The following is a 23,001-nucleotide window of genomic DNA, read 5'->3' on the forward strand; positions in this document are numbered from 1 at the left end:
GCCGCCGGCATGACCGTCACCGGCGTGCAGTTGCAGGAGTACCTGGCCGGGCTCGACTACCCGGTCTCCCGGGAGGACCTGGTCCGCTGGGGCCAGGAGAACGGGGTCAGCACGGCGATGCTCCAGACGCTCCGGGCCCTGCCGGCGGAGGAGTTCGACTCCCCCGCCGAGCTGAGCGAGGCCCTGAACACGCTGGCCTGACCTCAGCTCGGCAGGTCGACGGTGCGCCCCTCGGCGCGGGCGGTCTCGGCGGCGGCGAGCACGGCCACGACCTCGCGGCCGAAGCGCACGTCGCAGCGGTGGTCCCGGGTGCCCGAGCCGATCTCCTCCAGCAGTTGGTCGATCGCCACCCCGAGGGCGGTCGCCGCGTCGCCCTGGCCCGCCGGAGCGGTCTCGACGCCGTTCTCGCCGTAGAAGACGAACTCCCGGGCCACCGCCTCCTGCGGGCCGTCCAGGGTCAGCGACACCGTGCTGGTCGCGCCCCCGTCGTGGGTGAGGAGCAGGTGGACGAGCCCACGCGGCCCGTCCATCGCGGCGACGCGGGTGACCCGACCGAGCACCGGCAGGACGAACGACAGCGCGTGCGGGCCGATGTCCCACAGCGCGCCGTGCTCCCGGCGCCAGGACGAGGCGCCGTAGGGGCTGCCGGGCCGGAAGATGGACGCGAACCAGAGCGCCCTGGCGGTGTGCCACCCGCCGACGGCGGCCGTCGAGGCGAGGAAGGCGGCCACGTCGGGCCGGTAGCGACCGGTGAAGAAGACCACCGAGGCGACGCCCGCCGCCTGCGCGGCGTCGACCACCCGGTCGGCGTCGGCCACGCTCAACGCGAGCGGCTTGTCCAGCAGCAGGTGCCGGCCGGCGGTGGCCGCGCGGACCGCGATGTCGGCCTGGACGTCCGGTGGGAGGGCCACGGCGACCGCGTCGCAGGCGTCGATGAGCGCGTCGACGTCGTCGAACGCCGGCACTCCGTAGCGCTCGGCCAGGGCCGCGGCCTTGCGCGGGTCCCGGCCCCACACGCCGGCGAACGCGACGCCCGGGTGCGCGTGCAGCGCCGCGGCGTGCGTCTCGGCCGCCCAGTGACCGGTGCCGAACAACCCGAACCGCACCACGAGCACCTCCACCGTCGTCGCGTCACACCACGGTACCCGCGGCCATGCGCCACGCCGGACCCTGTGCCTGATGTCGTCGGCGCGCCCGCGTTGTACCGTCGCGCCAGCCTCCACGCCGACACCACCATCGAAGCCCTCACGCTCGACGACGTCGGCCGGGTGCCGTGGTGGGGCGATGCCACGGTCACGCTGCACCGCGTCCTGGTCCACGTCGTCGCGGAGACACAACGGCACGCCGGCCACGCGGACATCGTGCGCGAGCTGGTCGACGGCGCGGCCGGGCTGCTACCCGGCAACGACAACCTGCCACCCGCTGACGAGCCGTGGTGGCGGGACCACCGCCAGCGGGTGGAGCAGGCTGCCCTCGACGCCGGCAACCGGCTAGGTTTCCGGCGCCCCCGGCAGGCGCACGATGGCGGCGATGAGGACCGGGCCGGCGCGGAGCAGCGGGGCGTCGTCGTGGGGGATGCCGTGGACGGTCACGCGAGGCGGTCCCGTCCCGAGGCGCGCTGAGCTGTGGTTATGCGCTGAGCGCAGTGGGTGGTGAAAGTCAACCGCCGATGACGGACGACTGGCCCGCCAGCGGCAGGGGTGGGACGTGCAAGGTGTTCATGGGCGTCCCAGGCAGTGCCTGCATCAGTGGCGATGGCGCGATCCAAACGACCACCGGGTGACCCTTCGGCGAGGTCCATCAGGTGACCTTCCCGGGCAGGCTCACCCACCCGAAGGAGGAGGTTTTCGACATGGCGAGAGGCGTCCCGACCAGTCAAAGCGCACTCACCTGACCAGCACGGAGCGGGGTGACTCGTGTTCGGCGCTTGTTCGGCAGTTTGTTCGGCGGCATCTGCCGAACGCGCGGGGCGGGATTTCAGTAATACCCGGGCGATACAGTCTCCGGACAGAGCGATCGGCCCGCATGAGTGGGTCAAGGCGGCGGGTCCCCCGGGGTGCAACCCGGGGGCCGCCTTGAACGGTCGCGTCCACCAATGTCCGAGCCAAGGACCAGCTATCAGGAGGAACGAGACCAGGTGACCACGGTAACGAGAGAGACCGGGCAGGACCAGCCCGGGGGGCTGCTGAGCCCGGAGAACATCCCGATCTGGGCGCTTGTGCTGGTGGTGTTCGTGCCGGTCGGGGCGGTGCTTTGGATTGCCCTGGCGCACGGCCCGCAGATCGACGCCGTCGGGCAGGCCGCCATCGCCACGATCGGCGGGGTTGGTGTTGCTGCCATCAGCGCCATCACGGTGATGCTGCGGAGGCGGCCCAGCAGGAGGCGCACCTAGCCTGGAGCCGGGGCCGGACTTCATCTCCGGCCCCGGCTTCACCAACGTCATCATCATGCCGGGGTTACCCGGGCCGGAGATTCCTCTCCGGCCCCGGAAGGCCTCCCGCCTAGCCAGGGCCGAACCAGAAGAAGAAGGTCCCTGGCCTGGGGAATTCGTTGGGCGACCGCCCAGCCCCGCCCCTCAGCGGGCCAGGCGGCCAGGGAGGAGTCAGTTCCGGTTATCCAGCTCCTCCTAGATGCGGGCCGCCAGGTTGGCCCGCATCTTCTGGCCCTTCCTCAGGGCCTCTTCCGGCGTCTCGCCTAGGGCGTACAACTCCTCCTCGGGCACCAGGCCCTTCTCCGTGATGGGCCGGGGGAGGTTCTGCGAGCCGTCCATCCAGAGGCCGTATACCACCTCCGCTTTCACGTCCTCCGCCGTCTCCTCCATGAATGAGAGGTCTTCGCGGAGCTGGTCCGTGGACCGCATGGCAAGCCCCTGTCGGCTCATCCTGGTTAGCTTCCGGTCCGCCCCCCAGGTCGTCCAGAGCGGCTTGGCTACGGAGATCACGATGGGATCGGTCATGCGGTCTGTCTCCTTCGGACGGTGCTGACACAGGCGGCCAGGGTATGGCCCGGCGGCCAGGAGAGAGGTGCCCTCTGGCCGCCGCGTCGGTGTGGATCTTGTTGTTCTTCTCTGGCCGGCTCCGTCCTGTCCCTTTGTCCCCGGACGGACGGAGGGGAGTACTACGTAGCTCCCCTCCTCCCGGACAGGTGCAGCTGTCCGGGACAGCCAAAACAGGGGCTGAACTGGGCTTTCTTCTCTGGCCGGAGTAGCTGTTCGGACAGCTCCGGGCATGTCACCTGTCCGCGCCTGTCCGGACGCCCACTTTGACCTGGGTGAACATGAGGACCATGCATCGACGCGGACAGGCGTGGACAGGTGAGGCGCGGACAGGTCGTATCCGTGACCCGCTGGAGCGTGATCGCGTCGTCCCCCGGGTAGTTCAGCCGGGGGGGGTAGTGGGGAGCATCGACGCGTCGATGGTCGGGCTCCTGTACTCCTCACGCGCCAAGGGGCGTGCACCGCTGTAGTCCTGGAAGCGTCCGTACAGCACCCCCGACTTCAGCGTGTGGGTGACCCAGAAAGTGGCGGCCCTCGGACAGAAGGGCTGCCCGCTCTCCGCACTCCGGTCACGTAAAGCGCACGCCGTCAGGGCGGGAGGTAAACTCCAACACCCGGTCACGGGCAGCAATGAAAGTGCGCAGCTTATCTAAGTGCGCCAGATTTAATCGACGTGATGAGGGCATTGGAAAGGCGGATTGCCAACCTTGAGCGTGGTGGGCTAGTGAATCGAACTGGCTTGCAAGAGTTGCCCGCTCCGCCAAACGACACGCATGCGGAGATACCTCCACCGCCCGCTGTGGACGAACCGACGGTTAGCTAGACCGATGTTGTGCTCTTGCGCGATAATCTAGGAATGTTCGAACGTCCCCCGTGGTACGAGCGCGTTAAGCCGATTATGGCTTTACGTAAGCATTGGTCTGAGCGTGCTGCTGACGAGGCGAAAATGCAGAAGCAGGGCAAGAAGCCAGAGAAGACCCCGAAGCCGCGAACCTACAAGCCCATTCATATAGCAACTTTGCTAATCCTGTCGATCGCTGCGCTTATAGTCACGGGTTTTGCAGCATGGCTGATGTGGGATGCAGCAAAGGTTCCGGCGAGTCTTCCCAGCTCGCCGGAACTTGCCGTTCGTGAGGCGCAGCTTCGCGTTGACGTTATCCGCAACATCCTCGCTGTGGGCGCTGGAACCGGTGGCCTTATCGCTCTCTTTCTTGCTCTGCGGCGCCAGTACGTCAAAGAGCGTGTAGACCATGCCGACCAGGAGTACAAAAACCGGATCGCAGAAGATACCAAGCATGATGCCGCGGAAAAGCGGGTTACTGAGCTTTACGTGAAGGCTGCTGAACAACTAGGTTCGGAGAAGGCTGCGGTTCGCTTGGCTGCGCTCTACGCACTTGAACGTGTTGCCCAGGACAATTCTGAACACCGACAAACAATTGTGGATTTGATCTGTGCCTACCTCAGGATGCCCTACGACGTGCCGCAGCATGACGGGATTCGGTATGTCAATGGGAAGCGCGACGAGGAAGACGAGAAGCGTCACCATGAACTCCAGGTTCGGTTAGCGGCGCAAAAGATTCTGACAAGACACCTGAGGTATTCGGAGATTGTTGGTGAGGGCCGTTCTCGCAGGGCCGCTGGGTCACCGGCATTTTGGTCGGGAATTGATGTGGATCTCACCGGCGCTGCTTTGACCCACGTCAACTTTGGAGGTTGTGCGGTCGCCTCTATAAACATGAGTCGGGCTAGAGTATTCGGGCGGTCCGAGTTCTCCGAGTTCTTCTGTCAAGAATCGGGGGTCTTTTCGCAGATGAGGTTTGGTGGCACCGCAAATTTTACAAGCGCGGTCTTCGACGGCTTCATCTGTGAGGGATCTCGCTTTGATGGAGAGGCGATTTTTCACACAGCTAGGCTGACCTACAGCCACTTCATTGGTGTGGCCTTCAATAGGGTGGTGTCCTTCAGCGGGGCTAGAGCGTTTGTGTGGGAATTCCAAGGGGCCAGAGCGGCAGTGGATGCGCCTGGCAATCATAGCTGGCCAAGAGATTTCACCCTTAGCGATGAAGCTGAGGAGGGCTTCGGGGAGGTTCTCAAGACGACCGATCGTGGATGGTGGGAGGATGACTCAGAAGAACCCAAGGTCAGCCCTATGACCCTTGCGCGATCCGAAGACGACGACCCTGGCCTCGAAGAGAAGATTCCGGATCCCGAGTCACAGGAACAGTAATTCCCTATGTGTGCCGGTCATGCCGGCCTTTGCTGGGCCGGCATGACCGCTAGCCCTGTCTACTCGGGCCCGGCGACAAACACGCCCTGCCCCTGTTGCCCGTAAACTAGATTTCGGGCGTGCAGCTCTTTGACGGCGCGATACGCAGTTGAGCGAGCAACGTTGTAAAGCTCTCCGATCTCAGAGACGGACGGCAACTGGCGGCCAGGCGGGAACTCGCCTGACCTGATTTTTCGCTCGATGTCGTCGGCAACGCGCCGGTAGTGCGGTGGTCTGGTGGGCATGATCAGCTCTCCTGGACTTCAGCAGTGATCATGCTTCCAGCCCGGACGTGATCAGGACAAGCCGACAACCCAGCGAAGTAGAGACAGTGAGAACTTGACTACACTGAGACAGTGGATACAGTGAGACAGTGGTCGGTTGCTCCTGGACTTCAGCAATCCGAGGGCTTCCGGTCGTTCCGCCGTGGGGGAGCACGACGCACGGACTCTGCCCCCTGCGGCGGCCTACCTGTGATCACTCGGGAGAGGTGCCCGCTATGCCGATCGATGAGCCGGTCTCCACAGCGCGGGAAATCTTTGAAGTTCATCGCATCCTGGGCGTTCACTGGTCTTCCTCGCCTGATCGGCCGTGGCGAGCAGGCGGATGCATACAGTGTCAAGACTCGCACACCTGCTCCCAGCTTGATTGGGCTTTGGAGCGCTACGCACACTTTGCGTCGATCATGTTGCAGAAGCGGTGACCTGCTATAGTCCAAGATCAACTCAGCGTGCGTCCTCCTGATGAGTGGGGGCCTGTCGTCAACTGCCCACTTCGCGCGGTGGTCAGGGTGGCGGCTGGTTCGGCCGCGCGCCGCTTGCTTCCCGGCGGCGCCCGGCCGGCACGTGCCCACCCCCGCCGCCGGGTCGTCGCGGACCATCCGCCGGTGACATGCCGTCGCGTCGGGTCTCCTCCTGTCGGACGGCGATCCTGAAGGTCGCGAGCCTCAGCTCCGCAGGGTGGTGGTCAACCGCTCCGCGGCGAGCTGGGCTCCGTCGGTGCTGATGGCGGCGGCGAACGCCCGGGCGCGGGCGGCCACCTCGGGCCGCAGCGCGGCGCTGAGGGCCGCAGTCAGCGACTCGACGGTCGGTACCGCGCCGGAGTGTGCCCCGCCGATGCCGAGCGCGGACACGCGTCGCGCGAAGTAGTGCTGGTCGTAGACCTGCGGGATGACGACCTGCGGCGTCCCGGCCCGCGCGGCCGTGGTCGTGGTGCCCGAGCCGCCGTGGTGGACCACCGCGGCCACCCGCTTGAACAGCTCCTGCTGGTTCACCTCGCCGACGACCAGGCAGTCGGGCGCCCGGACGGCCAGCGAGAGGGGCGCCCAGCCCCGGGAGACGACCAGGCGGCAGCCGACCGCGCGCACCGCCTTGACGGCCGTCTCCAGCAGGCCCGGGGGTGCGGCGACACTGCCGAATCCCACGTAGACGCACGGCTCGTCGCTGGCGTCCAGAAAGGTCGCCAACTCGGGCGGCAGCGCCCGCTCGTCCGGCAGGAGCCAGGCGCCCGGTTGGTAGACGCTCCGGTCGGCGGCGTCCGGCCAGGGCGCCAGCGTCCGGTCGACCGCCAGCCACGGCTGGTCGGTGTGGATGTGGGCGCTGACGTCCTCGACCGGAACCAGCCCGATCGTCGCCCGGAGCGCGTTGAGCGGCTCGCCGAAGGTGTCGTTGACGTGCCGCTGGTTGGCGGCCCACAGCTCGCGGTTGTCCGCGGACGCGGGCGCGGGCACCTCCCCGAGGGCGGGCAGCGGCAGCGGAGCGTGGTGCGGTGAGGGAAGGGCCGCCGGGCAGAACGCCGAGAAGACGTACGGTATGCCCCGCTTCTCCGCCACGGTGCGGGCGGCGATCTGGAGGCCGGTCGACGCGACGACGGCGTCGCAGTCCCGGGCAGCCGCCGACAACACCTCGAACTGGATGCCGATGGAGGACTCCGCCAGCTGACGCACCTGCGCCGGCGACGGGCGGGGTACGGCGGCCCGCGGCCTGGGCGCCGCCGACCTGCGCCAGGGCGGGCCGACGGGCACGAAGGGGATCTTGAAGGTGGCCACCCACCGGGCGAAGTCCGGTGGGGCGCAGAGGCGAACCTGCAGACCGAGAGCTTTCAACCGCGATGCCAGCGCCACCAGTGGTTGGACGTCGCCGCGTGATCCGAGGGTCGACAACAGTACGCGCATGATGCTCGCCTTTCCGGCTGTAGCGACGGATCCGGGCACGGTGCAGCGAGCCGGGACCCGCACGTCGGGCCCGGCCGCACCGTCGATCTGCTACCTCGCCGGGGGACGCCCCGGCGCCTGTGCCGTGGGTCGTGTCCTGGCGGGGACCTGGCCGGGCACCCGGCGCGTGACGCCGGTCACGGGCTGGCGGGCTCGTAGGGTCAACACGTCACCGAGCCCCTCGACCGCGCGCAGCTCGGCCACGTACTCGGCGGCCTGCGCCTGGCGCAGGTAGTCCAGCGTCTGCGGGTCGGCGGCGCACATTCCCGGCGTCGCGTCGGCGGTGGCGACCAGGTGGACCTCGCCGGCCAACTGCACCGAGGCCGAGATGAACTGGCAGAGCTCCGGCCACAGCAGGTACCGCCAGAAGTCGACGCTGACCACCGCGTCCATGCTGCCCGCCGGCATGGGTGGGGCCACGCCGAGCAGGTGGAAGTTGGCCGGCCCGACGGGAGCGGAGTAGTCGTAGGTGAGCGCCGAGGCGGGCAGCCTCGCCTCGGCGCGGCCGGTGCCGATCCAGAGCGCCTTGGGTCCCCGCAACTTGCCGGCGAGGCGCGCGACGGCGGGCCCGATGGCGCAGGCCGAGCGCTCGACGCACTCGTCGACGAGCGACCGGTAGTAGAGGATCCGCCGGATCGCCTCGTACCCCATGACCGCGGTGAGGAACTCCCATTCGAGGCAGGGGTACAACCTGGCCGCCTGCTGGAAGTTGGCCTTCATCTCCATCCAGTTGCGGGTGATGTTCTTGTGGTGCGGCAGGTGGACGACCCGGGCCTCGTCGTCGTAGCCGAAGTTGACGCCGTCCGGCAGGCTCTGGTCCACGCGGTAGAACAGCTCGACGTCCTCCACGCCGTAGCTGAGACCGAACGCCTCGCGGTAGCCACCGACCTTCGTGAAGAGCGCGGTGGAGAGCGAGATGTTGTGCGTGTAGGCGATCACCCAGCCGGCCCGCAGCCAGTCGCCGCCGTCGTCCGGAAGTCCCGTCGCGAACCGCAGGTCGCCACCGTGCGGGAAGGCACGCGCGATCGTGTCCGACTCGCCGGCCAGCACGGCCGGGAGGTCCGCGAGGCCGATCTCGTCCCGCCGGCCGATCAGCACCGCCGCGTTGCCGGGCGTGTTGTGCCACGCCAGGTGCCTCTCCAACAGGTCGGGCACGGCCCACGAGTCGGCGTCGAGGAAGACGAGCAGGGGTGCGGTGGCAGCCCGTGCCCCCTCGTTCCGGGCGGTGGAGCGGCCCTTGCGCCGGGGGAGTTCCACCACGCGCAGGCGGAGGCCGGCACCTTCGGCGAGGGCCGCGGCGTACCCGTCGGACGATCCACCGTCCCGGACCACGATCACTTCGAAGCGCTCCGGCGGCAGCGTCTGCCGGGTCAGCGCCCGCAGGGTCAGCGCGAGGCACTGCGGATCCTGGTAGGTCGGCATCACCACGCTCAGCGCCGGGGGGATGGTGGGCAGCGACATGGCGATCCTCTCCGTCAGACGAACGTGCCGTCCGAGTGTGGCGACGATGGCCCGAGAATAACGGTCCGCGACGTTCCGCTTACCCGTGAGTAGGGGTCAATAGGGGTACCCCACTGTCCTCTGGCGACATTCGTCGCCGCCTCGGCGGAACACGCTCCCACGCCCGCCGGCCCGACGCCGTCGGACCACCGGGAGCCGGGACGGACGGAGGGTGGACCCCTGACAGGAGGCGGCGGGTGACGGGGTGTACTACGCGGGTTAGTAGGCTGTGCCGGTGACCGAGACACACCCCGGACGACCCCGATGACCAGCGCGGCGTCGGCGGGTTCGCCGGTGGACGGGCTCCTCGCGACCGCCTCGATCGTGCTGTCGCTCCTCGTCGCCGCGTGGGCGCTGGTCGCCACGCTGCGGCACCGCGCACCGGACCGGGTGCAGTTCGCCGGCCTGGCCGTGCTGGAGGTGGCGCTGCTCGCGCTCGCGGCGGTGGCGCTGGTGGCCATCGGCGGCGGCGAGCGGCCGGGCGAGCCGGGGGCCTTCTTCGGGTACGTCGCCACGGTGGTCTGCCTGCCGCCGCTGGCCTGGGTGCTGGCCCGGATGGAGCCGACGCGCTGGGGCTCGGCGATCGTCTGCGCGGTCTGCCTGGTCACGCCGGTGGTCGTCGTACGGCTCCAGCAGACCTGGGAGGTGCTGGGTGGCTGACGTACGCGCCCCGGAGGCGACGCGGACCAACGCCGGCCCGGGGCGGCTGCTGATCGCGGTCTACCTGCTCTTCGCGATCGCCGCGACGAGCCGCGCGGGCCTCCAGATCGCCACGAAGTTCGACGAGGCGCCCGTGGCGTACCTGCTCTCGGCGCTCGCCGCCGCCATCTACATCGTCGCGGCGGTGGGGCTGGCCCGCGCCGGTGCCGCCGGCCGGCGCGTCGCCCTCGCGTGCTGCGCCGTGGAGCTGGTCGGGGTGCTCGGCGTCGGGGCCCTCAGCCTCGCCGACCCGGAGCTCTTCCCCGACGAGACGGTCTGGTCGCAGTTCGGCAGCGGGTACGGCTACATCCCGCTGGTCCTGCCGGTCCTCGGCCTGCTCTGGCTCTGGCGCACCCGCCCCACCCCACCCTGACCCGCCCGCCCACCCTTCCCCGCCCTCGCCGCCCCGAGTTTTCGGCGTCGATCATGCAGTCATGGCGCCCGTTACGGCCACCTTCGCCACTTCCGTGGTACACCACAACTGCATGATCGACGGCACCGGGGCCGGGGGTGGGTCAGTCCTTGGGGCCGCCGGCTACGTAGATCACCTGGCCGGAGACGAAGGAGGCGCCCTCGCTGGCCAGGAACGAGATGGCGTGCGCGACGTCCTCGGGGCGGCCGACCCGGCGTACCGCGATCTCCGACTCGGCGTGCTTCTGGAGCGCCTCGAAGTCGACCTTCATCCGGGCGGCGGTGGCGGCGGTCATGTCGGTGACGATGAAGCCGGGCGCGACCGCGTTGACGGTCACCCCGAACGGGCCCAGCTCGATGGCGAGGGTCTTGGTGAAGCCCTGGAGGCCGGCCTTCGCGGCGGCGTAGTTCGCCTGGCCCCGGTTGCCCAGCGCCGAGGTGCTGGAGAGGTTGACGATCCGGCCCCACTTCGCCTCGACCATGTGCTTCTGGGCGGCCTGGCTGAACAGGAACGCGCCGCGCAGATGCACGCCCATGACCGTGTCCCAGTCGGCGTCGGTCATCTTGAACAGCAGGTTGTCGCGGAGCACGCCGGCGTTGTTGACCAGCACCGTCGGGGCGCCCAGCTCGGCGGCGACCCGCGCCACGGCCGCCCCGACCTGGGCCCGGTCGGACACGTCCGCGCCGACGCCGAGCGCCCGGCCGCCGGCCGCCACGATCGCGTCCACGGTCTCCTTCGTCGCCGACTCCTCGATGTCGACCACGGCGACCGCGAGGCCGTCGGCCGCCAGCCGCCGGGCGGTGGCCGCCCCGATCCCCCGCGCCGCGCCCGTGACGATGGCGACCCGCTGCTCCTCCGACATGCCTACCTCCCGGTAACTTACGCTCGATCGAAGGAGCTTAACCCAGCCGTACGCCGACGCCGGCCCGGCGCGGGACGCCGGTCACGAGCATCGCCCGGCTACTCTCGCCGCCGTGGAGGCAGTGGAGATCGAAGCACCCGTCGTCGGGGTCACCGTCTATCCGGACCGCGCCCGGGTCACGCGCCGGGGCAGCACCCGGTTGGCCGCAGGTGAGCACCGCGTACGTGTCGCACCGTTGCCGATGGGCCTGCGGCGGGACTCGCTGCGGGTCGGCGGCCGGGGCGCCGCCACCGTGCTCGGCGTGGACGTCACGACGTGGCGGCAGGCGCGCAGCACCGACGGGCAGGTCCACGAGCTGGAGCAGCGGAGCCGGGAACTTGCCGACGCGCTGGCCGAAGTCGACGACGCGAGCGAGGTCGAGACGCAGCGGGGGCAGTTCCTCACCCGGCTGGCCGACCGGGCCGGCGGCACGTACGCCCGCGCGCTGGCCTCCGGTGACGCCGCCCCGACCGACGTGGCCGCCTTCGCCGACTCGGTCGCCGGTCAGCTCGCGGACTCCCAGCGCCGCCGTCGCGCGCTGGCCCGGCAGCGTACCGACCTGACCGAGGAGCTGGCGGCCGTCGAGCGGCAACTGGACGCCACGCGCGGCAAGCGGAGACCGGACCAGTTGGTCGCCGAGGTCACCGTGTCGGTGGACGCCGACGACGACGAGCTGGACCTGGAGCTGAGCTACCTGGTCGACGGGGCCCGCTGGCAGCCCTCCTACGACCTGCGGCTGGTCGACGACACCATGACCGTCACCTGGTTCGGGCTGGTCAGCCAGGACACCGGCGAGGACTGGCCGGAGTGCGTACTCGAACTCTCGACGGCCCGGCCGGCGGCGGCGACCCGCGTACCCGAACTGACGCCCTGGTATCTCGACCGGCTCCGGCCGGTGCCGCCGCCGATGCCGCGGGCGGCCAGCTTCGGCGCGATGCCGGCCCCCGCGGCGCCCGGCGGTCCGCCCGCCGGGGCCGTGGCCCGGTCCGGCGCGCCGCGCCCCGAGATGCGCGAGAGCGTGGCCACCGTCGAGCAGGGGGTCACGGCGGCCACCTACCGGCCGGCCCGCCCGGTCGCGGTGCCGGCGGACGGCAGCGCCCACCGGGCCACCATCGCCGTGCTGGAGCTGCCGGCCCGGCTGGACCACGTGACCGTGCCGGTCCGCGCGACCGAGGCACACCTGCGTGCGACGGTGCGCAACACCTCGGAGCACACGCTGCTACCCGGCCCGGCGGCGGTCTTCCACGGCGCCGACTTCGTCGCGGCCACCCGGCTGCCGGTGTGGGCGCCCGGCGAGGAGACCGAGCTGGCGCTCGGGGTGGACGACCGGGTACGGGTGGAGCGGAAGCTGGGCCGGCGCGCCGACACCCGGGCCACGCTCGGCTCGACCCGGCGGCGGGACGTGGAGTACCGGATCAGCGTGGCCAACCACACGCCCCGGCCGGCGAGCGTGGAGGTGCGCGACCAGCTGCCGGTGTCCCGGGACGAGGCGGTGGTCGTGCGGGAGTCCACCCTCGTCCCGCCGCCGGCCGAGCGCACCGAGCTGGGCGAGCTGACCTGGCGGCTCCGGCTCGGGCCGGGCGAGAGCGGCGAGATCGCCATGGGTTTCCGGGTCGAGATCGCCAAGGGGGTCGAGCTGGCCGGCTGGCGGGAGTGACCGGCCGTCCGCCGGGGTGGGGCGGACGGCCGTCGACGTGGCGACCGGGTCAGAGGCCGCGACCCCGGCAGAGGCGGATCCACCGGTAGCCGTAGCCGGCCACCTTGAGCCGGTCCAGCTTGCCGACGTCGCCGTAGTTGCGGTCGGCGAGGACGTCGATGGGCAGGTCCGCCTCGGGCTCCAGCATGCTGAGGTCCACCTCGGCGTCGGTGGTGCCGAGGTTGTGCACGAAGAGCATCGTGCCGGTCCGCCCGTCGGCCCGGTGCGCCAGCACGCCCGGCGGCATCGCCACGTCGATGTGGGTGGTCGAGCCCGAGCCCACCTCGGGGGCCTCGCGCAGCGTACGGATCATCCGCTCGAACCAGGCGAGCAGCGACTTCTGGTCGCTGCGCTGGGCGGTCACGTTGACCTTCTCGTACGAGAACTCACCCTTGTCGATCACCGGGCGGATCAGCTTCTCCGGGTCGGCCGTGGAGAAGCCGGCGTTCGGCTGGTACGACCACTGCATCGGGGTACGGATCGCCTCCCGGCCGGGCAGCGACAGGTCCTCCCCCATGCCGATCTCCTCGCCGTAACGCAGCACCGGCGTGCCGCGCAGCGAGAACTGCAACGCGTACGCCAGCTCGATGCGGCGGCGGTCGTTGCCGAGCATCGGGGCGAGCCGGCGGCGGATGCCCCGGTCGTAGATGCGCATGTCCTCGTCGGGGCCGAACTCGGCGTACACCTGGTTGCGCTGCTCGGCGGTGAGCCGGGAGAGGTCGATCTCGTCGTGGTTGCGCAGGAAGGTGGCCCACTGCCCGCCCTCGGGCAGCGCCGGGGTGTCCCGCAGCGCCTCGATGATCGGCTCCGGGTCCTGCCGCGCCAGGGCCAGCATCAGGCGCCCGTTGAGCATGAAGTCGAAGAGCATGTGCAGGCGGTTGCCCGAGCCGCCGCTGTCGGCGAAGAAGGTCGGCAGCTGGTCGGGCTCGACGTTGGCCTCGGCGAGCAGGACGGCGTCGCCCCGGCGCCACTGCACGTGCTGGCGCAGCTCGGTGAGGAACTCGAAGTCCTTCGGCGAGTTCGGGTTGCCCGGCTCGGTCAGCTCGATGATGAACGGCACCGCGTCCATCCGGAAGCCGGAGACGCCGAGCTGGAGCCAGAACGAGACGATCTTCTTGATCTCCTCGCGGACGGCGGGGTTCGTGAAGTTCAGGTCCGGCTGGAACTTGTAGAACCGGTGGTAGTACCAGGCCTTGGCGGTCCGGTCGTAGGTCCACGTCTCGTGCTGCTCGCCGGGGAAGACCATGCCCTGGTGCCGGTCGCTCGGCTCGTGGTCGGCCCAGACGTACCAGTCGCGGTACGGCGAGTCCGGCGAGGAGCGGGCGGACTGGAACCACGGGTGCTCGTTCGACGTGTGGTTGACGACCAGGTCGATGATCACCCGGATGCCGCGGTTCTGTGCCTGGTGCAGCAGTTCCGCGAAGTCGCCGAGGGTGCCGAAGCGCGGGTCGATGTTGTAGAAGTCGGTCGCGTCGTACCCGTCGTCGCGGTTGGGCGACGGGTGGATGGGGTGCAGCCAGAGGCAGGTCACGCCCAGCCGGGCGAGGTAGTCCAGCCGGCCGATGAGCCCCCGGATGTCGCCGACGCCGTCGCCGTCGGAGTCCGCGTACGTGTCGATGTCGAGGCAGTAGACGACCGCCTCCGAGTACCACCTGTCAGCCATGCCGGGCTAATGTCTCCGATCCCGGCCGCCCGCAAACACCGGGGCCCGGCGCTCCGCGTTCCCCGGTGGCCCGGCAGGAGGGCCGGCAGCGCGACGGCCGGGCGGTGCGGGCACGACCTCGCCCGCACCGCCCGGCCGTCGGGCGCGGCCCGTCAGGTGGCGATGTCGACGTCGCCGACCTGCCCGCCGCCGGCCATCGTCAGCCACCCGGCGTAGACGCCCTGCTTGGCGAAGAAGTTCCCGCCGCCGACGAACGCGAACCAGTCGTCGCCGCCGACCGCGACGTCGCTGACCTGCCCACCCTCGGCCAGGGTGAGCCACCCGCCCTGGATGCCGTCCTTGGCGTAGAAGTTGCCGCCCTGCACCCAACCGATCCGGTTACCCGAGAGCACGACCTTCGTCGCCCCACCCGAGTTCACCGCCTGCCACGACGAGTACAGGCCATCCTTCGCGTACAACACCCCCGCCGAGTTCACGAACGCGAACCGGTCACCACTGACCGCGATGTCCCGCACCTGCCCGCCCCCGGCCAGCGTCAACCACTGCCCGTAGACACCCTCCTTGACATAGAAGTTGCCGCCCTGCACCCAACCGATCCGGTTACCGGACAGCACCACCCTCGTCGCCCCACCCGAGTTCACCGCCTGCCACGACGAGTACAGGCCATCCTTCGCGTACAACACCCCCGCCGAGTTCACGAACGCGAACCGGTCACCACTGACCGCGATGTCCCGCACCTGCCCGCCCCCGGCCAGCGTCAACCACTGCCCGTAGACACCCTCCTTGACATAGAAGTTGCCGCCCTGCACCCAACCGATCCGGTTACCCGAGAGCACCACCCTCGTCGCCCCACCGGCGTTGACCGCCTGCCACGTCGAGTACGCGCCGTCCTTCGCGTACAACACCCCCGCCGAGTTCACGAACGCGAACCGGTCGGGAGCGGCCCCGGCCGGCGTCAGGTCCGGGAACGGAAGGTTGATCGGCGCGCCCTTGGTCACCGTGGCGCCGCAGGCGTACGCCGGGGCGATGTTGTGGACCGCGCCGTTACGGCGGATCTCGAAGTGCAGGTGCGGGCCTGTCGAGTTGCCGGTGCTGCCGACGTACCCGAGCACCTGCCCCTGCCCGACCTGCTGCCCGAGCGCGACCGAGGCCGGCTGCACCATGTGCAGGTAGCGGGTCTGGTAGCCGCCGGCGTGCGAGATCGTCACCGAGTTGCCCCCGCCGGAGGTCCAACCGGCGAACGCGACAGTGCCCGGATAGGCGGCCCCGATCGCCATCCCGGCGTTCCCCGCGACGTCCACCCCGTAGTGGTCGCTGTCGGTGGTGCCGCACCTGTTCGACAACACCCCCGTGACCCGCCCGCCCACCGGCTGGATCATGGCCCCGGTCTGCGCGGCCGCCGGCTGCGCCGGCACGAGCGCAAGTCCGCACAGGACCGCCGCGGCCACCGTCAGCGCCCGCAGCCGCCTACCCGCTGTCTCCTTGCCCACGCCACGCCTCGCGATCTCATCGACATCGATACAACTGCGGAGACAAGATAGACGAGGCGGTCGCCGGCGTCCTCCCCGCGCCCGTGCTGTGACGGCGAGGACGTCCGGGTCGGGGGCGTCAGGTGTTGACCGGGCGGCGGGCGATCAGGCGCACGTGGGTGACGGGCCAGTCGAGCGGTTCGCCGGCCGGGGTGCTGAGGGCGGCCACCGGGGCGAGGCGGTTGGTGACGATCCAGTCGTTGCGGGACGTCGCGCTCGCGGGGTCGATCTCGAAGCCGACGTCGGTGAGCAGCGACTTCCAGTCGGCGTACTCCAGGCCGCAGAACTGTTCCTGGGTCTCCGACAGCCAGTTGTCGGTGTAGTCCTTGCGGGTGAGGAAGTCCATCGCCGCGCCGAGGGTCAGCTCGACCACGCCGTCCGCCCCGTCCACCGGGCGGTACGCGAACGGGAACCGGTAGTCGACGGCGAACTGGTCCAGCCGGGCCCGGGTCGACAGCGCGTCGACGTACGCCGTCACCTCACCGGCCGGCAGGGCGGCCAGGTCGGCACGCGGCGTCGGCGGGTTGACGCCGTCCGTCGTGGCCAGCCGCAGGTGCACCGTCCGGTCCTGGCCGTCCGGCCCGCACACGTCGCTGTTGATCCACACCCCGCCGGGCACGGTGTGGTCGTAGAGGGCCTGCACGAACCGGCGCAGCGAGGCCATCCGCTCGCCGTACGACCAGATCTCGTGGGTCAGCGCGAAGGTCATCGTGGTGTCCACCGAGCGCGGCGCGAACACCGCCCCGCCGAGCACGTTGCGCCGGTAGAAGAAGACGTTCGGGTTGGCGAAGACGCCCTGCGCCTTCTTGTGGACGCACTCCTCGAACAGGTGCCGGGCCACCTCGACGCCGATCAGGTCGCTCTCCCGCAGGGCCGGCTCCCGGTCGGCCAGTTCCAGGACGGCGCCCGCGCCGCAGCCGACGTCGACGATCCGTCCCGGTCGCACGTGCTCGCGCACCGCGTCCCACTTGCGCTGCGCGGCGTCGCTGAACGCCTCGGCGTACGTCCGGTAGTCGCGGGTGGTGGTCAGTCCGCCCTCGTCGCCGACCACCGGGTCGTTCACCACGGAGCGGACCAGGTCGTCGAGCCGGTAGCGGCGGTACACGTCGACGGTCGCCGGGTGGGTGAGGTCCCGCCACGACGGGTCGTCGTCGGCCAGCCGCAGCAGGACGTCCCACGGCCGGACCGGTGTCGGCTCGACGTCGGCCTCCACCCCGGCGATCCGGAAACCGAGCCGTTCGTACATCGCGGCGACCTCCGGCGTGGAGCAGGCGACCACCGTGTCCGCCGGGGTCAGCTCCAACCCGGTGGACGCCGCGACGGTCTTCAGGGTGACCTCGGCGAACCTGTCGGTCGGTACGGTGTCGAACACCGGCACCACCACCGACCGGAGCCTGGCGAGCACGCTGAACCGTTCGATCGCCGCCTCCCGCCGGTGGTACGGGACCGGGTTGCGCCGGGTGTTCTCGTGATTGGCCGAGGTGACCGCCCACACCACGGTCGCGCCGCCCGCGTCCTCGCTCCCGGTCGCGCCGCCCGCGTCCCGGCTCCCGGTCGCGCCGTCACCGTCGGCGAGGGGGTCGTCGCCCTGCGCCGCGAGCTGCCGGAGGTACCCGGCCTGGAAGCGGGTCAACAGGTGGTGGCGGCCGGGAAAGAGCAGGTAGCGGGGCATGGCACGTTCCTAGCCGATGCCCCGCGCGCGGCGCGCGGCAGGGTGGGTGGCATCGACCCGGCCGCGGGCCGGGAGCCCCCGGGCGGAGAACGGGGACCGCCGTCGGACCGGCCCGCCGCTACTGTGGAGACATCAGCAGTCAACGATCTGGGCGCAGCCCGTCCGGAGCCGGCTCCGCGTCGCGCAGCCCGGACTGGGCCGCGGTGGGCGCGATCGCCGGTGTGGTGGCCACCGTGCTCACCCTGCTCACGTACGTGCTGCCACGGGAGCCCTCCGCGCCGCCGCCGGCCCCGGGAGCCGGAGCGGGGCCGTCAGCGGGGCCCGACCCGACCACGCCCGCCCAGGCCAGGCCCGACCGGACCCCGCCGGACCAGACGACGACGCCCACGGCGGACGCCACGAAGGAGCACCCCGTCACCAGGACGCCGCGGCCGCCCGCCCCGGGTCGGCTGCCGTCGTTGGCGCCGCTGCAACCGGCCGGCTGTGAAGAGGCGCTCGCCGTCGTCGACCGGTTCTACCGGACCTCGGGTTCGACCAGGCAGAGCCGGCAGGCCGCCGCCACGACCGCGTACCAGGGCATGATGGGCGCGAGCCTCCAGGCCGAGGGCGGCGTCCACCAGGCCACGGTGGCACTGTCGCAGGACTTCTCCGAGCTGCGCTTCATCCTGTCCGGCATGGTCGCGAGCGACTACGAGGCGGTGCAGGCCAGGACGGACCGCGACGCCCAGCACCTCCGGGACGTGTGCGACGCGGGCTGACGGCACCGCCACGCGGCCCCGGGCGGTCACCCCGGCCGGCAACCACCCGACGCGACCGGGCCCGTGCCGGCGTCCGGGCGGGCCACGGCGGTACGGTCGCCGGCATGGGTGACGCGGAGCGACCGGTCGACTGGGCCGAGGGTGAGTGGTGGAACGAGCCGGTGCGGGTCGAGAACGGGCCGGCGGGCGAGTTGCTCGTGCAGCCGCCCGAGGGCAGCGACCTGTGGCGGCACACCTCGTACGGCTTCGTCCACGACGACGCCCCGGCGCTGCTCGCGCCGCTGCCCGCCGGCGAGGCGATGGAGGTGGCCTTCGTGCTCGACTACGGCGAGCAGTTCGACCAGGCCGGCGTGCTGGTGCGGGTGGACGACCGGAACTGGATCAAGGCCGGGGTGGAGGTCAGCGACGGCGAGCCGCAGGTGGGCGCCGTGGTGACCCGGGACGTCTCCGACTGGTCGGTCGCCGGCGTGCCGAGGTGGGCCGGGCGGGAGGTGACCGTCCGGGTCAGCCGCGACGGGGACGCGCTCACCGTACGGGCCCGCGCCGACGACGAGCCGTGGCGGCTGGTCCGGCTCGCACCGCTGGCCCCGGACGCGGTGGCGACGGCCGGGCCGTACTGCTGCTCCCCCACCCGGACGGGCCTGCGGGTCCGGTTCACCAGCTGGCGGCGCGGGCTGGCCGACGCGGCGCTGCACCCGGAGGGATGAACCCGGGGTGGCCCGGCTCACGGGCAGGTGTGGCGGCCGGGCCGCAGGGTAGATGTCTCTGATCGGACCCGGCCGAAAGGATCGCGATGGCACTCGCCGAGAACGTCGACCCGACCGAACTCGGCGGCCTGACCGGATGGGTGGCGGGGGTGATCGACGCCGCCGGCGCCGTCGGCGTCGCCCTGCTGGTCGCCCTGGAGAGCATCATCCCGCCGATCCCGAGCGAGATCGTGCTGGCGATGGCCGGCTACCTGGCCAGCGAGGGACGGTTCAACGTCGTCCTGGTGGGGCTCGCCGCCACCGCCGGCTCCCTGGGCGGGGCACTCGTCCTCTACTGGCTGGGCGCGGCTGCCGGCGAGGACCGGCTCAAGCGCTGGCTCGACCGGCTGCCCCTGGTCGACCTGGACGACCTGGAGAAGGCCGACCGCTGGTTCGAGCGACACGGCCGGTGGGCGGTGCTCTTCGGCCGGATGATGCCGGTGGTCCGCAGCCTGATCTCCATCCCCGCCGGGGCCAACCGGATGCCGCTGCCGGAGTTCATCGTGTTCACCACGCTGGGCAGCGGCATCTGGAACGCGCTCTTCGTCGGCCTGGGCTACGCGCTCGGCTCCCGCTGGCAGCAGATCGAGCAGTACAGCAAGTGGTTCGACTACGGCATCATCGCCGTCTTCGTCGTGATGATCGCCTGGTGGGTGATCAAGAAGACCCGCCGCCGCCGCGCCCACGCCGACGCCACCCCCTGACTCCCACCACCCGCCGCACCCACCCCACCCCGCCCCGCCGCGCCCCACCCCGCCCCGCCGCGCCGCGCCGCGCCGCGCCGCGCCGATCATGCAGTTGTGGTGCCGGAAGTGACCGCATCAGCGGCTTATACGGACCACCACAACTGCATGATCGACCCTGTTGAGCGGTTTCACGCGGGGAGGAGGGGCGGGCAGGGTCAGGAAGGGTGGGGATGGGTCAGGGGAGGGTGTCCAGGTGGGGGGCCACCGTGCGGGCGAAGGTGTTGCCGTTGCTCACGTCCCAGTTGACCGACCAGGTCATCGCGCCGCGGATGCCCGGGTAGGTGCGCGGCGGGCGGAAGCTGCCGCAGTTGGTGCCCCGGGCCAGGCAGTCCAGCGCCGCGTTGACCACGCTGGGCGCGACGATGCCGCCACCGGCCGCCCCGGGACCGGCCGGCAGGCCGAGGCCGACCTGGTCCGGGCGGAGCCCGGCCTCCAGCTGGATGCAGGTCAGCGCGACGATGAAGTTCACCGTCCCCTGGGCGTACGCGGCGTTGCGGTCGCAGCCCAGCATCGCCCCCGAGTTGTAGAACTGGGTGTTGACGACGGTGAGGATGTCCTTGATGTCGAGCGCCAGCTTGAAGTAGCTGGTGGCCGGGGACTGCATGTCGATGGTCTGCGGAGCCATCGCGATGATCAGTCCGGCGCCCACCTTGGCCCGCAGCGAGCGCAGCGCCTGGGCCATGTAGGTCGGGTTGAGCCCGTTCTCCAGGTCGATGTCGACGCCGTCGAAGCCGTACCGCTGGATCAGCGCGTGGACGCTGTCGCTGAAGGCGGCGGCGGAGGCGGCGTCGTTGACCGCCACCCGGCCGGTCTCGCCGCCGACGGAGATGATCACCTTCTTGCCCCGGGACTGGAGGGTCCGCACGTCGGCGGAGAAGTCGGCGTCGGTGTAGCCGCCGAGGGCGGCGGACAGGCCGGGGTCGATGGCGAAGGCGACGGCGCCGGGGGTGGCGGTGGCGTCGGCGAAGGCGACCGCGACGACGTCGTACTCGGCCGGCACGTCACGCAGCCGCAGCTCGACGGCCGGGTTGTCGAAGTTGTGCCAGTACCCGGTGAGGATGTGCTTCGGCAGGCCGGTGTTCGGCGGCGGGCTCGTCGGGGGCGGCGTGGTCGGTGGCGGGGTGGTCGGGGGTGCGGTCGTCGGCGGCGCGGTGGTGGGCGGCGCGGTGGTGGGGCTGGTGCCGCCGCCGCACGCCGTGCCGTTGAGCTGGCAGTTGGTGGGCGAGCCCGGCCCGGCGGCGAGGAAGCCGAACGAGACCGAGGCGCCCGGGGCGAGGCGACCGTTCCAGGACCGGTTGGTGAACGTGTGCCGCTGGCCCGACGAGGTCAGCAGCGCGTCCCAGTAGCTGCCGAGAGTGGTGCCGGCCGGCAGGTCGAAGGCGACGGTCCAGCCGTCGACGGTGGACCCGCCGCCGTTCGTGATCGTGTACTTCCCCTCCCAGCCCGATCCCCAGTCGGACGTCTTGACGAAGCTGGCGGTCACCCCGGCGGCGAACGCGGGCATCGCCACCCACACCGCGCCGAGCGCCGCCACCACCGCTGTGACCAGCGAGAACACCAGAGATCTAGGTCTTTTCACGACACCCTCCACACCCGGACGCCATCCATCGGCATCGACATTGACGCCCATTATTAGGAGTGTTAACTGTTTCTGTCCAGAGCAGGCCGACGGGAGCCCCCGGCGACGGCCGGGGGCTCCACGGGACCCAGCGGGCAGGAACGGGCTCAGCGGCGGAAGGTGAACCAGTTGACGTTGACGAAGTCGGCGGGCTGCCCGCTGCTGAAGGTCAGGTAGACCGTCCGGCGGCCGGTCGGGCCGGCGACGTTGCCGGGAACCGAACGCCAGCTCTGCCAGCCACCGGTGTTCCCGATCGCGAAGCTGCCGATCGTCGGGCCGGTCGGGCTGTCCAGCCGCACCTCCACCAGTCCGCTGACCCCGCCCGCCGCGCCGGAGGCGACGCGGGCGACGAAGTCGCGTGGCGGGGTGGCCCCGAACTCGACGTTGTCGAACCGCACCCAGTCGCCGTTGCGCAGCGCGCCGATGTTCTGCCCACCCTCGGCGCACGCCTCGACGAGCACCCCGTTCTGCGCGTTGAACGACTCCGCCTGGATCGTCGCGTACGCGTCGCGTACCCCACCGGGCGGCGGCGTCGTCGGCGGCGGGGTCGTGGGCGGAGGCGTGGTGCCGCCACCCCGGCTGTACACCGCCACGTAGTCGACGAGCATCGGACGGCCGGGGACGGTGGCGGCGGTCGGCGTGGCGCCACCGGCCACCCCGTTCGGGAAGGCCCCGCCCATCGCCACGTTGAGCAGCAGGAAGTAGCCGGCGTGGCTGGTCATCTGCGACCAGTACGGCTCGCCGACCCGGGACTGGCTGACCGAGTGGTAGAGCTGGCCGTCGACGTACCAGCGCAGCTGCTGCGGGCTGGCCGAGGCGTCCCACTCGAACCGGTAGGTGTGGAAGGCCGACTGGCAGGTGCTGCCGGGGCAGGCCCGGGACGCGCCGATGCCGTTGAACTCGTCGCACGGCCCGCCGGGGGCCACGCCGCAGTGCAGTACGCCCCAGACCGAGTTGAGGCCGTTGACGTTCTCCATCACGTCGAACTCGCCGATGCCCGGCCAGTTCTGGTAGTTGCCCCGGTACGGCGAGCCGAGCGCCCAGAACGCCGGCCAGTAGCCGGACGCCTGGGCCCCGGTGACGTTGGGCATCTGGATGCGGCCCTCGATGGCCAGCACGCCGCCGGACGGCGGCTTGAAGTTGCTGCGCACGGTCTCGATCCGGGCCGAGGTCCAGCGGCCCGAGGCGTCGCGCAGCGGGGTGATCCGCAGGTTGCCGCCGCCGTCGTGACTGACGTTGGCGGTGCTGTTGGTGTACGTCTGGATCTCCCCGGTGCCCCAGTTCGGCGGGCCGCCGGGATAGCTGGTGCCGGTGTCGATGATCCAGTTGCCGGCGGACGGCAGGGTGCCGGCCGCACCGGTGAAGTCGTCGCTCCACACCAGGCTCCAGCCGGGCGCGGGCGCCGGGACGGCGGCGTTCGCGGTCACGGTCGTGCCGACCAGTGCGGTCGCGGCGGCGGTGAGGAGGGTCAACGCCAGGGTCAGCCGGCGTCGCGGGGGCAGGGCGGCGGGCGCCGCCGGGGCAGGTGTCATTGACGTGCCTCTCTGCGGGAACGGGCGAGAGAGCGCTCTCTCAGGAGTTGTACGTG

21 protein-coding genes are annotated in these 23,001 nt (G+C 70.9%); 10 read left to right on the forward strand and 11 right to left on the reverse strand.

Going from position 1 to position 23,001, the window contains the following annotated elements:
* Positions 1–9 precede the first annotated feature (9 nt).
* On the forward strand, positions 10–201 hold the full coding sequence (locus tag AC0OO9_RS09130) for a DUF2795 domain-containing protein (RefSeq protein WP_132231166.1): 192 nt from the start codon (positions 10–12) through the stop codon (positions 199–201).
* 2 nt (positions 202–203) lie between these two features.
* On the opposite strand, the gene AC0OO9_RS09135 is transcribed toward AC0OO9_RS09130, so the two are convergent.
* Complete coding sequence (locus AC0OO9_RS09135) at positions 204–1,109, reverse strand: Gfo/Idh/MocA family protein (protein ID WP_484517895.1); 906 nt, start codon at positions 1,107–1,109, stop codon at positions 204–206.
* A gap of 63 nt (positions 1,110–1,172) precedes the next feature.
* Between AC0OO9_RS09135 and AC0OO9_RS09140 the strand changes: the two genes are divergently transcribed.
* Complete coding sequence (locus tag AC0OO9_RS09140) at positions 1,173–1,622, forward strand: mycothiol transferase (protein WP_484516919.1); 450 nt, start codon at positions 1,173–1,175, stop codon at positions 1,620–1,622.
* Between the two features lie 515 nt (positions 1,623–2,137).
* Positions 2,138–2,392 (forward strand): hypothetical protein, encoded by a 255-nt coding sequence (locus tag AC0OO9_RS09145; RefSeq protein ID WP_484516920.1) that lies wholly within the window; start codon positions 2,138–2,140, stop codon positions 2,390–2,392.
* A 234-nt stretch (positions 2,393–2,626) separates the two neighbouring features.
* Here AC0OO9_RS09145 and AC0OO9_RS09150 read toward each other — a convergent pair whose 3' ends face one another.
* The gene (locus AC0OO9_RS09150; RefSeq protein ID WP_484516922.1) at positions 2,627–2,956 is read right to left on the reverse strand and encodes a hypothetical protein; all 330 of its coding nucleotides are present in this window, start codon (positions 2,954–2,956) and stop codon (positions 2,627–2,629) included.
* 895 nt (positions 2,957–3,851) lie between these two features.
* On the opposite strand from AC0OO9_RS09150, the gene AC0OO9_RS09155 reads away from it, so the two are divergent.
* On the forward strand, positions 3,852–5,222 hold the full coding sequence (locus tag AC0OO9_RS09155; protein ID WP_484516924.1) for a pentapeptide repeat-containing protein: 1,371 nt from the start codon (positions 3,852–3,854) through the stop codon (positions 5,220–5,222).
* Between the two features lie 59 nt (positions 5,223–5,281).
* Here the strand turns inward: AC0OO9_RS09155 and AC0OO9_RS09160 are convergent, their stop codons facing one another.
* The 3 genes from AC0OO9_RS09160 to AC0OO9_RS09170 all read right to left on the reverse strand — a co-directional run bounded on the left by AC0OO9_RS09160 (position 5,282) and on the right by AC0OO9_RS09170 (position 8,934).
* A complete protein-coding gene (locus AC0OO9_RS09160; protein WP_484516926.1) occupies positions 5,282–5,506 on the reverse strand; it encodes a GntR family transcriptional regulator in 225 nt (74 codons plus the stop codon).
* A 701-nt stretch (positions 5,507–6,207) separates the two neighbouring features.
* The gene (locus AC0OO9_RS09165) at positions 6,208–7,434 is read right to left on the reverse strand and encodes a glycosyltransferase (RefSeq protein ID WP_484516928.1); all 1,227 of its coding nucleotides are present in this window, start codon (positions 7,432–7,434) and stop codon (positions 6,208–6,210) included.
* A gap of 90 nt (positions 7,435–7,524) precedes the next feature.
* The gene (locus AC0OO9_RS09170) at positions 7,525–8,934 is read right to left on the reverse strand and encodes a glycosyltransferase family 2 protein (protein WP_484516929.1); all 1,410 of its coding nucleotides are present in this window, start codon (positions 8,932–8,934) and stop codon (positions 7,525–7,527) included.
* A 303-nt stretch (positions 8,935–9,237) separates the two neighbouring features.
* Between AC0OO9_RS09170 and AC0OO9_RS09175 the strand changes: the two genes are divergently transcribed.
* Positions 9,238–9,633: a hypothetical protein gene (locus AC0OO9_RS09175; protein WP_132231162.1), complete on the forward strand. Its 396-nt coding sequence runs from the start codon at positions 9,238–9,240 to the stop codon at positions 9,631–9,633.
* Complete coding sequence (locus tag AC0OO9_RS09180; protein WP_484516931.1) at positions 9,626–10,045, forward strand: hypothetical protein; 420 nt, start codon at positions 9,626–9,628, stop codon at positions 10,043–10,045. Before AC0OO9_RS09175 ends, AC0OO9_RS09180 begins: the two co-directional genes overlap by 8 nt.
* A 142-nt stretch (positions 10,046–10,187) precedes the next feature.
* Here AC0OO9_RS09180 and fabG read toward each other — a convergent pair whose 3' ends face one another.
* Positions 10,188–10,946: a 3-oxoacyl-ACP reductase FabG gene (fabG, locus tag AC0OO9_RS09185; protein WP_484516933.1), complete on the reverse strand. Its 759-nt coding sequence runs from the start codon at positions 10,944–10,946 to the stop codon at positions 10,188–10,190.
* Positions 10,947–11,058: 112 nt separating this feature from the next.
* On the opposite strand from fabG, the gene AC0OO9_RS09190 reads away from it, so the two are divergent.
* Positions 11,059–12,642: a DUF4139 domain-containing protein gene (locus tag AC0OO9_RS09190; protein ID WP_484516935.1), complete on the forward strand. Its 1,584-nt coding sequence runs from the start codon at positions 11,059–11,061 to the stop codon at positions 12,640–12,642.
* 49 nt (positions 12,643–12,691) lie between these two features.
* Here AC0OO9_RS09190 and AC0OO9_RS09195 read toward each other — a convergent pair whose 3' ends face one another.
* From AC0OO9_RS09195 to AC0OO9_RS09205, 3 genes are all read right to left on the reverse strand, one after another.
* Positions 12,692–14,344, reverse strand: coding sequence for an alpha-amylase family protein (locus AC0OO9_RS09195; RefSeq protein ID WP_484516937.1), 1,653 nt, complete (start codon positions 14,342–14,344; stop codon positions 12,692–12,694).
* 152 nt (positions 14,345–14,496) lie between these two features.
* Positions 14,497–15,834, reverse strand: coding sequence for a M23 family metallopeptidase (locus AC0OO9_RS09200; RefSeq protein ID WP_484516939.1), 1,338 nt, complete (start codon positions 15,832–15,834; stop codon positions 14,497–14,499).
* A 118-nt stretch (positions 15,835–15,952) separates the two neighbouring features.
* The gene (locus AC0OO9_RS09205; protein ID WP_484516940.1) at positions 15,953–17,545 is read right to left on the reverse strand and encodes a class I SAM-dependent methyltransferase; all 1,593 of its coding nucleotides are present in this window, start codon (positions 17,543–17,545) and stop codon (positions 15,953–15,955) included.
* Positions 17,546–17,748: 203 nt separating this feature from the next.
* Here AC0OO9_RS09205 and AC0OO9_RS09210 point away from each other — a divergent pair, with 203 nt between their 5' ends.
* From AC0OO9_RS09210 to AC0OO9_RS09220, 3 genes are all read left to right on the forward strand, one after another.
* Complete coding sequence (locus AC0OO9_RS09210) at positions 17,749–18,303, forward strand: hypothetical protein (protein WP_484516942.1); 555 nt, start codon at positions 17,749–17,751, stop codon at positions 18,301–18,303.
* A gap of 104 nt (positions 18,304–18,407) precedes the next feature.
* The gene (locus AC0OO9_RS09215) at positions 18,408–19,010 is read left to right on the forward strand and encodes a DUF1349 domain-containing protein (RefSeq protein WP_484516944.1); all 603 of its coding nucleotides are present in this window, start codon (positions 18,408–18,410) and stop codon (positions 19,008–19,010) included.
* A gap of 86 nt (positions 19,011–19,096) precedes the next feature.
* Positions 19,097–19,753 carry a DedA family protein gene (locus AC0OO9_RS09220; protein ID WP_311412091.1) on the forward strand — a complete coding sequence of 219 codons (657 nt, stop codon included), beginning with the start codon at positions 19,097–19,099 and terminating at the stop codon, positions 19,751–19,753.
* A 217-nt stretch (positions 19,754–19,970) separates the two neighbouring features.
* Here the strand turns inward: AC0OO9_RS09220 and AC0OO9_RS09225 are convergent, their stop codons facing one another.
* Both AC0OO9_RS09225 and AC0OO9_RS09230 read right to left on the reverse strand, forming a co-directional pair.
* On the reverse strand, positions 19,971–21,374 hold the full coding sequence (locus tag AC0OO9_RS09225) for a chitinase (RefSeq protein WP_421454252.1): 1,404 nt from the start codon (positions 21,372–21,374) through the stop codon (positions 19,971–19,973).
* 146 nt (positions 21,375–21,520) lie between these two features.
* The gene (locus tag AC0OO9_RS09230; RefSeq protein ID WP_484516947.1) at positions 21,521–22,945 is read right to left on the reverse strand and encodes a carbohydrate-binding protein; all 1,425 of its coding nucleotides are present in this window, start codon (positions 22,943–22,945) and stop codon (positions 21,521–21,523) included.
* Between the last annotated feature and the right edge of the window lie 56 nt (positions 22,946–23,001).

It is taken from the genome of Micromonospora sp. USAFONa4 (assembly GCF_057197825.1).

Bases quoted from the DNA above. Each gene is read 5' to 3' on its own strand.
- AC0OO9_RS09230 (WP_484516947.1), bottom strand. From the start codon at position 22,945: ATGACACCTGCCCCGGCGGCGCCCGCCGCCCTGCCCCCGCGACGCCGG.
- AC0OO9_RS09195 (WP_484516937.1), bottom strand. From the start codon at position 14,344: ATGGCTGACAGGTGGTACTCGGAGGCGGTCGTCTACTGCCTCGACATC.
- AC0OO9_RS09215 (WP_484516944.1), top strand. From the start codon at position 18,408: ATGGGTGACGCGGAGCGACCGGTCGACTGGGCCGAGGGTGAGTGGTGG.
- AC0OO9_RS09165 (WP_484516928.1), bottom strand. From the start codon at position 7,434: ATGCGCGTACTGTTGTCGACCCTCGGATCACGCGGCGACGTCCAACCA.
- AC0OO9_RS09150 (WP_484516922.1), bottom strand. From the start codon at position 2,956: ATGACCGATCCCATCGTGATCTCCGTAGCCAAGCCGCTCTGGACGACC.
- AC0OO9_RS09155 (WP_484516924.1), top strand. From the start codon at position 3,852: ATGTTCGAACGTCCCCCGTGGTACGAGCGCGTTAAGCCGATTATGGCT.
- AC0OO9_RS09160 (WP_484516926.1), bottom strand. From the start codon at position 5,506: ATGCCCACCAGACCACCGCACTACCGGCGCGTTGCCGACGACATCGAG.
- AC0OO9_RS09220 (WP_311412091.1), top strand. From the start codon at position 19,097: ATGGCACTCGCCGAGAACGTCGACCCGACCGAACTCGGCGGCCTGACC.
- AC0OO9_RS09175 (WP_132231162.1), top strand. From the start codon at position 9,238: ATGACCAGCGCGGCGTCGGCGGGTTCGCCGGTGGACGGGCTCCTCGCG.
- fabG (WP_484516933.1), bottom strand. From the start codon at position 10,946: ATGTCGGAGGAGCAGCGGGTCGCCATCGTCACGGGCGCGGCGCGGGGG.
- AC0OO9_RS09130 (WP_132231166.1), top strand. From the start codon at position 10: ATGACCGTCACCGGCGTGCAGTTGCAGGAGTACCTGGCCGGGCTCGAC.
- AC0OO9_RS09170 (WP_484516929.1), bottom strand. From the start codon at position 8,934: ATGTCGCTGCCCACCATCCCCCCGGCGCTGAGCGTGGTGATGCCGACC.
- AC0OO9_RS09205 (WP_484516940.1), bottom strand. From the start codon at position 17,545: ATGCCCCGCTACCTGCTCTTTCCCGGCCGCCACCACCTGTTGACCCGC.